Origin of the sequence: Micromonospora sp. WMMD729 (assembly GCF_049315225.1) — a bacterium.
Lineage (GTDB): Bacteria > Actinomycetota > Actinomycetes > Mycobacteriales > Micromonosporaceae > Micromonospora.
In genome coordinates, this window is record NZ_CP186059.1 from 6170579 (window position 1) to 6182976 (window position 12398).

Annotated in this window: 10 protein-coding genes; 4 read left to right on the forward strand and 6 right to left on the reverse strand. The window is 74.0% G+C overall.

Translation table 11 applies throughout. The features are described from left to right. Positions 1-2 precede the first annotated feature (2 nt). The 4 genes from eccCa to ACN263_RS28445 all read left to right on the forward strand — a co-directional run bounded on the left by eccCa (position 3) and on the right by ACN263_RS28445 (position 6964). Positions 3-3983 carry a type VII secretion protein EccCa gene (gene eccCa, locus ACN263_RS28430; RefSeq protein ID WP_422737298.1) on the forward strand — a complete coding sequence of 1327 codons (3981 nt, stop codon included), beginning with the start codon at positions 3-5 and terminating at the stop codon, positions 3981-3983. Between the two features lie 74 nt (positions 3984-4057). Then, on the forward strand, positions 4058-5389 hold the full coding sequence (gene mycP / locus ACN263_RS28435; RefSeq protein ID WP_422737299.1) for a type VII secretion-associated serine protease mycosin: 1332 nt from the start codon (positions 4058-4060) through the stop codon (positions 5387-5389). A 50-nt stretch (positions 5390-5439) separates the two neighbouring features. Next, entirely contained in the window at positions 5440-6231 is a 792-nt protein-coding gene (locus ACN263_RS28440; RefSeq protein ID WP_422737300.1) for a phosphatase PAP2 family protein, read from the forward strand. A 37-nt stretch (positions 6232-6268) separates the two neighbouring features. After that, entirely contained in the window at positions 6269-6964 is a 696-nt protein-coding gene (locus ACN263_RS28445; RefSeq protein WP_422737301.1) for a phosphatase PAP2 family protein, read from the forward strand. A 12-nt stretch (positions 6965-6976) separates the two neighbouring features. Here ACN263_RS28445 and ACN263_RS28450 read toward each other — a convergent pair whose 3' ends face one another. The 6 genes from ACN263_RS28450 to ACN263_RS28475 form a co-directional block, all read right to left on the reverse strand. Further along, positions 6977-8155: a MarP family serine protease gene (locus tag ACN263_RS28450; protein WP_422737302.1), complete on the reverse strand. Its 1179-nt coding sequence runs from the start codon at positions 8153-8155 to the stop codon at positions 6977-6979. 64 nt (positions 8156-8219) lie between these two features. Next, the gene (locus tag ACN263_RS28455) at positions 8220-8912 is read right to left on the reverse strand and encodes an NUDIX hydrolase (protein WP_422737303.1); all 693 of its coding nucleotides are present in this window, start codon (positions 8910-8912) and stop codon (positions 8220-8222) included. Beyond that, positions 8909-9553 carry a TlpA family protein disulfide reductase gene (locus ACN263_RS28460; protein ID WP_422740852.1) on the reverse strand — a complete coding sequence of 215 codons (645 nt, stop codon included), beginning with the start codon at positions 9551-9553 and terminating at the stop codon, positions 8909-8911. The genes ACN263_RS28455 and ACN263_RS28460 overlap by 4 nt, the downstream gene beginning before the upstream one ends. A gap of 5 nt (positions 9554-9558) precedes the next feature. Then, on the reverse strand, positions 9559-10347 hold the full coding sequence (gene nth, locus ACN263_RS28465; protein ID WP_422737304.1) for an endonuclease III: 789 nt from the start codon (positions 10345-10347) through the stop codon (positions 9559-9561). Positions 10348-10387: 40 nt separating this feature from the next. Then, positions 10388-11566 (reverse strand): CapA family protein, encoded by a 1179-nt coding sequence (locus ACN263_RS28470; protein ID WP_422737305.1) that lies wholly within the window; start codon positions 11564-11566, stop codon positions 10388-10390. Between the two features lie 56 nt (positions 11567-11622). Next, positions 11623-12285: an adenosylcobinamide amidohydrolase gene (locus ACN263_RS28475; protein WP_422737306.1), complete on the reverse strand. Its 663-nt coding sequence runs from the start codon at positions 12283-12285 to the stop codon at positions 11623-11625. Positions 12286-12398 lie beyond the last annotated feature (113 nt).

Here is a 12398-nt window from a genome sequence, read left to right on the forward strand (position 1 = left end):
GAGTGTCCACAGTCGTCATCAAGCGCCCACCGCGTCGGCCGGCGCCGGAGATCCCGGTGGGCGAACTGCCCGTGGAGGCACCGCCGGAGATCCCGGCGGTGGCCGGCGGCCGGTGGCAGCAGGCACTGATGGTCCTGCCCATGCTCGGCGGCACGGTGGCGATGGCGATGATGTTCGGGCGGGGCGGCGGCGCGTACTCGTACGTGGTGGGCGGCATGTTCGGGCTCTCGTCGCTGGCGATGCTGGTCACCACGTGGGGCAGCGCCTCGGGCACCCCGAAGAAGTCCGAGATGATGGCGGCCCGCCGCGAGTACCTGCGCCACCTGGCGACGTTGCGGCGTCGGGTCCGGCAGACCGCCGGACAGCAGCGCGCCGGGCTCTACTATCGACACCCCGACCCGGCCCGACTGTGGTCGACGGTAGACAGCGGTCGGGTCTGGGAACGTCGTCCCGGCGATCCGGACTTCGCGGTGGTACGCGTCGCCGTCGGGCCACAGACGCTGGCCACCCCGCTGGTGCCGCCGGTCACCCGGCCACTCGAGGAGCTGGAGCCGATGACGGCCGGCGCGCTGCGCCGCTTCCTGGACGCGTACTCGGTGGTGCCGGAGCTGCCGGTGGCCCTGTCCCTGCGCAGCTTCGCCCGGGTGCACGTACGCACCGCCCGCGGCGGCCCGGCCGGCGGCGGGCCGCCCACGCCGACCGGTGACCCGGCGGCGCAGGCCCTGACCCGGGCCATGGTGATCCAGCTCGCCGTGTTCCACGCGCCCGACGAACTGCTGATCGCGGTCTGCGCCGGCCCGGAACGCCGCGCCGCCTGGGAGTGGGTCAAGTGGCTGCCGCACGCGCACCACCCCGCTCGCGTCGACGCGCTCGGGCCGCTCCGGCTGGTGACCTCGTCGGTCGCGGAGCTGGAACGGCTGCTCGCGGACGTGGTGGCCAGCCGCTCCCGGTTCAGCCCGACCGGGCCGGCCACCGACGGCCCGCACGTGGTGGTGGTCCTCGACGGTGGTGACCTGACCGGCGCCACCGACCTGACCGGCGACGGCGGCATCGACGCGGTCACCGTACTGGACCTGGACACGCCGCCGCCGCGCCTGCTCGACCGGTACGCGCTGCTGCTGGAGCTGCGTGGCCGGCGGCTGCACTCGTGGTCGGTCGACGGGCACGCCGAGGTGGGCACGGCCGACCACCTCGACCTGGCCGACGCCGAGGCGGTGGCCCGACGGCTGGCGCCACTGCGGCTGGCGGGTACGGCCCGCGGCCCGGACGCCCCGCTGGAGGTCGAGCTGGGCCTGCCGGAGCTGCTCGGTCTCGGCGACCCGGAGAGCTTCACCGCCGAGCAGGGTTGGACGCCGCGCTCGTCCCGGGACCGGCTGCGGGTGCCGATCGGGGTGGGCGTCGACGGTGGCGCCATCGAGCTGGACCTCAAGGAGTCCGCGCAGGACGGGATGGGCCCGCACGGCCTGCTCATCGGGGCCACCGGCTCGGGCAAGTCCGAACTGCTCCGCACGCTCGTGCTGGGGCTGGCCGCGACGCACAGCTCCGAGCAGCTCAACTTCGTCCTGGTCGACTTCAAGGGCGGTGCCACCTTCGCGCCGTTCGACCGGCTGCCGCACACCGCCGCTGTGATCACCAACCTGGCCGACGCGTTGCCGCTGGTGGACCGGATGGTCGACGCGATCAACGGGGAGCTGGTCCGCCGGCAGGAGCTGCTGCGCCGGGCCGGCAACTTCGCCAGCGTGCGCGACTACGAGCGGGCCCGGGCGGCCGGCAGCCCGCTCGCCCCACTGCCGTCGTTGCTGCTGATCTGCGACGAGTTCTCCGAACTACTCTCCGCCAAGCCGGACTTCATCGACCTGTTCGTGCAGATCGGCCGGCTTGGCCGGTCGCTCGGCGTGCACCTGCTGCTCGCCAGCCAGCGCCTGGAGGAGGGCCGGCTGCGCGGGTTGGACACGCACCTGTCGTACCGGATCGGGTTGCGTACCTTCTCCGCGCTGGAGTCCCGCACGGTGCTCGGCGTGCCCGACGCCCACGAGCTGCCCCGCTCGCCGGGCCACGGCTACCTGCGTGCCGGCACCGACCCGCTGGCCCGGTTCAAGGCCGCCTACGTCTCCGGCACCGTACGTCGGCGGACCGCCACGGCCGGCGCGGCGGACGGCGACGAGGCCCGCCTGCTCACGTTCACCACCCACGCCGTACCGCTGCCCGAGCCGGCCACCCCGGCCCTGCCCATGGTGGCCGAGGACGAGACCGCCCGGGAGACCCTGCTGGACCTGCTGGTCGGACGGCTCGTCGGGCAGGGTCCACCCGCCCACCAGGTGTGGCTGCCGCCGCTCGGCGACCCGCCAGCCCTGGACGAGTTGGTCGGCGCGGTCGAGGTGGACCCGACGCGCGGGCTCACCGTGGCCAACCCCGAGCTGCACGGGGCGCTCGGCGTACCGGTGGCCGTGGTGGACCGGCCGTTGGAGCAGCGCCGGGACCTGCTCTGGCTGACCCTGGACGGCGCGGCCGGGCACGTGGCGGTGGTCGGCGCTCCACAGAGCGGCAAGTCCACCGCGCTGCGGACGCTGATCTGCGCGTTGGCGCTCACCCACACCCCGGCCGAGGCGCAGGTCTACTGTCTCGACTTCGGCGGCGGCGGCCTCACCGCGCTGCGCGACCTGCCGCACGTGGGCGGGGTGACCGGCCGCGCCGACCCGACCGCGGTACGACGCACCGTCGGCGAGCTGACCACCCTCCTGGTCGACCGGGAGCGCCGCTTCGCCGAGCTGGGCGTCGAGTCGATGGCGAGTTACCGGGACCGCCGGGCCGCGTCGGCGACGACCGACCAGCCGGACGACGACCCGTTCGGCGATGTCTTCCTGGTGGTGGACGGGTGGAGCACGCTGCGCAGCGAGTACGACGACCTGGAACCGCTGGTCACCGACCTGGCCACCCGTGGTCTGTCGTACGGGCTGCACGTCGTCGCCACGGCCGTGCGCTGGCTGGACTTCCGCCCGGCGATCCGGGACCTGTTCGGCTCCCGGCTGGAGCTGCGCCTCGGCGACCCGGCCGACTCGCTTGTCGCCCGGCGGGCGGCGGCGAACGTGCCGGAGCGCCCCGGCCGGGGGGTGACGGCCCAGAGCCTGCACTTCCTGACCGCGCTCCCGCGACTCGCCGACCCCGACGGTGGCACCGCCGAACTCGTCCAGCGGATCGCCGACAACTGGGCCGGGCCGGTGGTGCCTCCGGTCCGGCTGCTGCCACCGGTGCTGCCGTACTCCGATCTGGATCTGACCGCCGCGAGCGGGCTGCGACTGCCGATCGGGGTCGCCGAGGCCGACCTGCGGCCGGTCCAGCTCGATTTCGCCGCCGAGCCGCACTTCGTGGTCTTCGGGGACGCCGAGTGCGGCAAGTCCTCGTTCCTGCGGGCGCTGGCCGCGTCGATCACCGCGCGGTTCACGCCGGAGGAGGCCCGGGTGATCCTCGTCGACTACCGGCGCAGCCTGCTCGGCGCCATCGAGACGCCGCACCTCATCGGCTACGGCACCGCCGCCGCGCACACCGCCGACCTGGTGGAGTCGGCCGCCGGTTACCTCCAGCGACGGGCGCCCGGTCCGGAGGTCACGCCGCAGCAGTTGCGCGACCGCTCGTGGTGGTCGGGGCCGGAACTGTTCGTGCTCGTCGACGACTACGACCTGGTGGCCACCGGTCCGGCGAACCCGCTGCACGCGCTGGAGGAGCATCTGCCGCACGCCCGCGACGTCGGCCTGCACCTGGTGCTGGCCCGCCGCTCCGGGGGCGCGGGCCGGGCCCAGTACGAGCCGATCGTGCAGCGGCTGCGGGAACTCTCCACCGCCGGGCTGGTGATGGCGGGCAGCCCCGAGGAGGGCGCGCTCGTCGGCCCGGTACGCCCCGGGCCGTTGCCGCCGGGCCGTGGTCGGCTGGTCACCCGGCGGGAGGGCGTACGCCTCGTGCAACTGGCACATTTGCCGCCACCGTGACCTGTCTTCGCGGTTCCTCCCGTGACGCGTGAGGAAACCGGTAATCTCCGATCGTCATGGTTCCGTCGGGATGAATGGCAGAGGATGTGACTGGGGTTCGGCACAGCGCTCCGGCAGTGGCCCGGCGGGCCGGCCGGGCGCTGCTCGGCGTGGTGGCGCTGGCCGCCGTCGCGGTGCCGACCGCCGCGCCCGTCGCCGCCCCGAGCAGCGGTGGGCAACTCGCCGGCGCGCCGGCCGCGTTCGCTCCCGGTGACAGCGTCTCCCGCACCGACCAGGTCCGTGACGAGCAGTGGCAGCTCGACGAGTTGCGGGCCGACACGGCCTGGCGCACCTCCACCGGCCGCGGCGTGACCGTCGCGGTGGTCGACTCCGGTGTGGACGGCAACCATCCCGACCTGGCCGGTCAGGTGCTGCCCGGCCTCGACCTGGTCGGGCCGGCCGGCGGCGCCGGCCCGGATCCGGTGGGCCACGGCACCACGGTCGCCGGCCTGATCGCCGGCCGCAACGACGACAAGCGGGGCGTGGTCGGCCTGGCGCCGGACGCCCGGATCCTCCCGGTCCGAGTGCTGGACGAGCGCAACAAGTACGACGACGCCCTGATCGTCGCGAAGGGCGTCCGGTGGGCGGTCGACCACGGTGCCCGGGTGATCAACCTGTCGCTCGGCGGCAGCGGCGACAGCCCGGCTCTGGCCGCTGCGCTGGACTACGCGTTCGCCCGCGACGTGGTGGTGGTCGCCTGCACCGGCAACCTGGCCACGTCGCCCGACACCAAGGTCTGGTACCCGGCCCGCGAGCCGGGCGTGATCGCGGTTTCCGGGTTGGAGCGCAGCAGCGACAACCTCTGGTCCGGGGCGATCACCGGCCGGGCGACGGTGCTCACCGCCCCGGCCACCGGCCTGGTGGGTGCCCGTCCGGCCGACGGGTACTGGCGGGTGCAGGGCACCAGCTTCGCCGCGCCCCTGGTGGCCGCCACCGCCGCGCTGGTCCGCTCCCGCTACCCGGACATGCCCGCGGGTCAGGTGGTCAACCGACTCCTGGCCACCGCCCGGGACATCGGCCCGACCGGCCGGGACGACCGCTTCGGGTACGGGGTGGTCGACCCGGTGGCCGCGCTGACGGCGGACGTCCCCGCTGTCGCGGGCAACCCGCTGGACGACCAGACCTCGCCGGGCGTGGTCGGCTTCGGACCGGCCCCCGGTTCGGGCGACGACGACCCGGTGAGCGGCGCCGGCAGCGACCCGCTCGGGTTCACCGCGCCCCGGCAGCAGACCGGCTGGACGGCCCGCCCGGCGGGCGTACCGGCCGAGTCCGCGTCGGAGCAACTGTGGACGGGGGCCGCGGTCTTCGCCGCTCTGGTGACCGGCGCGGCGCTGATGGTGCGCCGGTTCCGTCAGCGCGCCCGCTGACCGTCGCGCGGCAGGCCTGATTGCCGGGTGGTTGGGGTAGAACCGACCGCATGAGCACGCCCGCCACCCGTACCCGCGACACCACCCGGCACCCGTCCTGGCGGCGGCGTCGCCTCGACCCGGACCACTCGCTGGGTCTGCGGCTGACCCTGGCGGCGACGGCGGCGTTCCTGGTGCTGGTGCCGTTCGCCCTGCTCGCTCTGCTGGTGCTCGGAGCGTGGGCGCCGCTGCACCGGCTGGACGCGACGATCACCGACGCGCTGCACGGGCACGCGGTGGACCACCCGGCCTGGGTGCTGCTGATGCGGGTGTGGAGCGAGGTGTTCGCGCCGATGCCGTTGCGCGCCGTCGTGCTGCTGGTGGTGATCTGGCTGCTGCGCCGACGGGCCCGCCGGTTGGCGCTCTGGGCGGCCGCCACCATGGTCGTCGGCGGACTGCTGGGGCCGCTGCTCAAGTTGCTTGTCGGCCGGGACCGGCCGGAACTGCTCGACCCCGTGGCGCGGGCCGCCGGCTACTCGTTCCCCTCCGGGCACGCGCTGAACGCCACCCTGGCCGCCGGCGTGCTGCTGTTGGTGTTCCTGCCGTACGTCCGGCGCTGGGCGTCGCGGGTCGCGCTCTGGGTCGCCGCGGTGCTGATCACGCTGGTCACCGGGCTGAGCAGAGTGGTGCTCGGCGTCCACTTCACCAGTGACGTGCTCGGCGGCTGGCTGCTCGGCGTGGCGGTGGTCGCGGCGACCACCGCCGCGTTCACCAGTTGGCGGGCGCACACCGGTCTGCGGCCGGTCCGACCGGTCCGCGAGGGTGTCGCGCCCGAGGTCGAGCGGCGGCCCGACGCGACCTGAGGCGTGACGACGACGCCGAGGGGGTACTGGCCGGCTCATGTCCGACACCGTGGTCCAGATCGTCCGGCGGGTGCTGCTGCCGGTGTCCCTCCTTTTCGGCGTCATGGTGCTGCTCGGGGTGCTGATCACCCGGGTGTTCGCGCACACCTGGCCGTTCACCGTCGAGGACTCCGTCAACCGGGAGTTCGCCGGTGACCGCACCGGCGGCTGGAACGACGTCTCGCTGGTGTTCAGCACGTTGGCCAGCACCCAGATGATCGTCGTGGTCACCGTGCTGGTGGCCCTGGCGCTGCGACTCTGGCTGAAGCGCTGGCGGGAGCCCCTGTTCCTGTGCGCGGCGGTGACCGCCCAGGCGCTGGTGTTCCTGTTCACCACGATGGTGATCGACCGGCAGCGGCCGGCGGTGGAGCACATGGACACCTCGCCGCCCACGTCGAGTTTCCCGTCCGGGCACACCTCGGCCGCGGTGGCCCTCTACGTCGGTATCGCGGTGCTGATGGCCCTGCGGGCGCGCAGCACCGGCGCGAAGGTCGCCTGGTGGACGCTGTTGCTGCTGGTGCCGGTGGGCGTGGCGCTGACCCGCATGTACCGGGGAATGCACCACCCGAGCGACGTGGCGGCGTCCTTCCTGAACGGCGGCACCTGCGTCGCGATCATGGCGCGGGCGGTCCTGGACCGGGGCGTGCGCTGGGGACACGCGAAGCTGCCGACCGCAGAACCGGCCCGGACCTGATCGGTACGGCTCTCAGGTGCACTCGCCGGTGGCGACCGCCCGGTTCCGCTCGGCCCCGGCCAACGCCACCGGGCGGGCCTCGGCGGCGGTCACCGCGAAGCCGGTGTTGGGGTCGTCGGCCGCCGCCGCGAAGATGACGCCGAGCACCAGGCCGTTGGCCGACAGCAGCGGACCACCGGAGTTGCCGCTGCGCACCAGGGCCCGGATCGTGTAGATCTCCCGGGTGACGTCGCCGGAGGAGTAGATGTCCGGCCCCTTGATCCGGTCGACGTCACGCACCCGGGCCGACTGCGCGTTGTACGGGCCGTCGAGCGGGAAGCCGAGCACGATGGCGTCCGAGCCGCTGCCCGCGTTGCCGGCGGCGAACCGCAGCGACGGGCCGGGGAGCCCCGGCACCAGCAGCACGGCCAGGTCCCGGTTGGGGTCGTAGACCACCACCTGGCCGTCGTACCGCTCCCCGCCCAGCTCCACGGCCACCGAACGGGTACCGGCGACCACGTGGGCGTTGGTCATCACCCGGTCGTCGGCGTACACGAAGCCGGAGCCCTCGATGCGGCGCGAACAGCTCGGCGCGGAGCCGAGCACCTTGACCACCGAACGCTGACCGTTGACCACCACCTGGGAGCCCGCCAGCGCCGGGTCGGGCGGCTCGACCTGCCGGGCCCGGGTGGGCGCGAGGCCACCGAAGACGTCCGGGAAACCGTCGGTGTCGACGGTGTCCTCCAACGCGGTCGAGAGCCGGTGTGCCTCCTCCGGCAGGATCCCGTTCACCACGCTGATCAGCGCGCTGTTGCGCACCGAGGCGGCGAGCCAGGGCACCGACGACGACCCGAGCGGTACGGCGACCAGCCAGGCCAGCAGGAGCACCGCGAACAGGGAGACGAAGGCGCCACCGATGTCGTCGACCCGCCGGCCCACGTCGCTGGTGATCGTCTTGCGGAGGTGCGACCCGAGCCAGCCGGCGAGCGCCTGCCCGATCACCGCCAGACCGAAGATCGCCACCAGTGAGATCAGCACCCGGGTGCCGGCGTCGACGAACTGTCGGGCGAACAGCGGCCCGAGTTGCAGGCCGAGCAGGAGACCCAGGAAGAAGCCGGACAGCGAGGTGATGCCGATGACAAAACCCTGGCGGTATCCGCTGATCGCGAACACGAGCATGAGCAGCAGCAGGACGAGATCCACGACGGACACGGGGTCCAGCGTACGGGCACCGCGCCCGGCGGATGACCATCGCTTGCGGAAGGTGACCGCGTGGTCAGCGCAGGGCGGTCTCGTCGACGTCGTCGGTGCCGGCCGAGGGAGCCGGCGTGGCACCGGTGGGCGGCAGGTCGACGAGCCGGCCCGGCGACCACGGGCGGGCCCAGCCACCCATCTCGAGCAGGGCCGCCAGCACCCCGGCGGTGAAGCCCCAGACGAGCATGCCGCGCGACGAGAACGCCGGTCCCACCCAGCCGCTGGGATGGCGGACCCGCAGCCGGTTGGCCGGGTCGACCAGTTCGCGGATCGGCAGGCGGGCCACGTGCGCCACCTCGGCGGGCTCCCGGGGGTGCACCGGATGCGGGTGGTGCCACCAGGCCAGCACCGGGGTGACCACGAAGTCGCTGACCGGTATCCACAGCTTCGGCAGCTCGGCCAGCACGGTCACGCTGGCCGGGTCGAGACCGACCTCCTCGTTGGCCTCGCGCAACGCGGTGGCGCGGGCGTCGGCGTCCTCCGGGTCGGCCGCTCCACCGGGAAAGGCCGGCTGGCCGGCGTGGTTACGCAGGGTGGCGGCCCGTTGCAGGATCAGCACGTCCGGCCCGGTGTCGGGCTGCTCGCCGAGCAGCACCAGCACGGCGCTCTCCCGGCCACCCTCGGCGGGGGTGGTGAGCCGGGTGAAGTCCTCGACGCGGGCCGTGCCCAGCCGGCTCAGCAGCGGGTCGATCCAGCCGGGAGGTCGACGGGTCACGCCGGCACCGCCACGCCCAGGTGCTCGCGCACCAGCGTGCTGAGCTGGGCGTCGTCGAGGGCCCCGGTGGCGTCGACGTGCCGGATCCGGCCCGCCGCGTCGACGAAGAGGGTCAGCGGGAAGGCGTTGCGCCGCAGCTCCCGTTGCAGCGCGTCGCCCTGGTCGACGAGGACCGGAAACCGTACGCCGAAGTCCTCGCCGATCGACTGGGCGCCGCTGCGGCTGTCCCGCGTGTTGACCCCGACCACCTGGAGCCGGCCGGCGGTCCGCTCACTGAGCCGCTGGAAGGCCGGCAGCTCCTTGCGGCACGGCCCGCACCAGGAGGCCCACACGTTGATCACGGCTGGCCCGGCCACGTCCCGCAGCGCGACCGGCGCACCGCCGGTGAAACAGGGCAGGGTCAATGCCGGTAGCTCCGGCCCACCCGCGGCGGGCGAGGCGGAGACGGCCCCGGGGCTGGGCGTCCCGGCCGTGGGGGCCGTGCTCAACGCGGCGCAGTCCCGGAAGGGCGACGGCCGTTCGGCGACGGCGGTCCGCTTGGGCGCGGGGTCGTCGGCCGGGTTGCCGGTGCAACCGGCGACGAACAGCGTGAGCGGCACGGCGAGCAGGGCGAGCCGCCGCGTGACGGCACCCGTGAGCAGGTGGTTCACGGCACCTCCGCGGCGACCGCCTGCGGCGGCACCAGCTCCGGGTCGACCCCGGCCGCCACGGCCAGCTCACGCGCCCGGGGACCCTTGAGCAGCTTGGCGGCGGCGGCCGGCTCGGTCGGCCCGGCGCCGTACGAGGGGCAGAGCTTCGCGAGCGTGCACGCCCCGCAGGCCGGTTTGCGGGCGTGGCAGACCCGCCGCCCGTGGAAGATGATCCGGTGCGACAGCATGGTCCAGTCGCGCTTGGGATACAGCGCGCCGATCGCGTGCTCGATCTTGACCGGGTCGGTCTCGGTGGTCAGCCGCCACCGGTGCACCAGTCGCTGGAAGTGCGTGTCGACGGTGATGCCGGGGACGTCGAAGGCGTTGCCGAGGATGACGTTGGCGGTCTTGCGGCCGATCCCGGGGAGCGTCACCAGGTCGGCGAGCCGGCCGGGGACCTGACCGTCGTACCGGTCGACGAGGGCCTGCCCGAGCTTGAGCAACGAGTCCGTCTTGTTGCGGTAGAACCCGGTGGGTCGGATCAGCTCCTCCATCTCGCCCCGGTCGGCACCGGCGTACGCGGCGGCGTCCGGGTAGCGGGCGAAGAGCTTCGGGGTGACCTCGTTGACCTTCTTGTCGGTGCACTGGGCCGACAGGATGGTGGCGACGGACAGCTCCAACGCGTTGGAGTGGTCCAGCTCGCAGTGCGCGTCGGGGTGCGTCTCGGTCAGCACCCGGCCGATCTTGCGGGCGCGGCGGGTGCGCCCGAGGTCGGTCTCGCTGGCGCCGGGAGGGCTACTGGTCACGACGGCCAGCCTACGTCGCACCCCGGACGTTCCTGCTCGGTCAACCGCCGGTCGGCGCGGTGATCCTGCCCTGCCCGTCGAACCGGGCCCCGGCCTTGGGGAAGTCGGTACGGCTCAGCTCGGTGACGAGCCCCAGGCCCCGGTCGTCCGGATCCATGGTCGGCTTGCCGGTCGAGTTCATGTACGTCGAGGTGAACGAGCCGCCGGCCCAGCTCCCGTCGGGCTTGAGCGACACCTTCAGCACCCCGCCCCAGCCCAGCCGCCCGGCGTTGCTCAGCGAGTTGCCGCCGCCGGCGAAGTTACCCAGGCTGTACGCGATCAGCCGCCCCTTGTAGAACTCCATGCCGCGCAGCACGTGCGGCCCGTGTCCGACGATCAGGTCCGCGCCCGCGTCGATCATGGCGTGCGAGAACTTGACCGGATCGCCCCGGTTCTCGCCCAGGAACAGCTCGGTGCCCGGCTTCACCCGGGTCTTGTCCGCTCCCTCACCGCCCATGTGCACCTGCACCACGACGAGGTCGGCCATGGTGGCCGCCTTGGCGACCACCGTCTTGGCCTTGGGGATGTCGACCAGGCTGTTGGACCAGACGTACGAGGAGAAGCCGACCACCGCGACCTTGACACCCTTGACGTCGACCACGGTGATCTCGTCCGGTGCGCCGGTGTGCTCCAGGTCGTACTTCTGCAACGCCCGCTGCGTGTTCTCGTAGCCCTTGGGCCCGTAGTCGTACCCGTGGTTGTTCGCCTGGTTGAGCACCCGGAAGCCAGCGTCGCGCAGGTGCGCCGCGTACTCGGGCGGGGCCCGGAACTGGAAGCAGCGGGTGGAGTTGGCCCCGCACTTGCCGGTGCCGGTGTCCACCGTCAGCGGCTCCTCCAGGTTGCCCATGACCAGGTCGGCCTTGAGCGCGGCGGTGACCGAGTCGAAGAATCCCTTCCCGCCGGCGGCGGGCAGCCGACCGGGCGCGTTGCCCATGATGATGTCGCCGGTCGCGGAGAGGGAGATGGCACCGCCCCCGTCGGCGGCCGTCGCGCCGCCGCTGGCCTTCGGGCCGGCCGTGTTCACGGGCGCGCCCGTGCCACCACCACCGGCGCCGGGTTGCCACGTCGGGGCCTCCCCGCTGTCGGCGCAGCCGGCCACGAGCAGGGCGGCCAGCAGCGCCGCCAGGCCGACGGCGACGCGGCGGAACGGGCGGGGCGCGGAAGGGGCGGTAGCGTACATCGCCCGCGACCCTACCGACCCCGAAACGCGCCGACGAGGGCCGATCGGTCGGAAGTTCAGCCGGTCAGCCGGTCTGACCAGGGCACGACCGGCCGTTCGCCGCCCGCGCGCACGGCGGCGTGCACGGCTCGGGCCAACGGGGCGCCCCACGTCGAGCGCGGTCCGCCGTACGCGGCCTCCGGCCCGTCCACCGGGCAGAGCACGGTGACCGCGTCGGTGGGCGTGCCCGTCCCCGGCAGTCCCAGCTCGCCGATGGCCTGGGTCTTCGCCTCGGTGGCGGTGGCGACGGCGTTGACGAGGGCCGAGTCGGCGAGCCGGGCCGGCACGTACACCACGATGTTGACCGTGCCCACCCGCTGGCTGAGCGCGCCCGCGGCCGGCGCGGCGGCGGGCACCGGCGTGCCGAGCCCGACGGTCGCCCAGGCCCGCACCCCGGTGTCCGTCCGGGTCACCACCTCGGTCACGTCGACGCCGGTCAGCAGACCCACCCCGGGCCCGTCCAGGGCCAGGTCCGCGGCGAGTGCGGCCAAGTGGGCGGCGGGGTCGTCCCGGTCGTACGACATGGGCACGGTCGCGTTCAGCACCCACCGCCGGAGGCCGACGCCGCCGCCCAGCGGGCCGCTGCTGGCCGCCCGCAGGGGGCCGTCGGCACGCCAGACGAGCAGCGGTACGGGCCGCCCGCCCTCGACGCGGCTGGTCAGAATCGGGTCCCTCAGCACGTCGGGCAGGTTACGCCCACCGATCAAGATTCCAGGGGCGACCTCTGATTCGTGCTCACGTGCGCCTAGACTTGGCGGCGCGCGAGGGGATCAGCGGACGGCGGCCCCGGCCG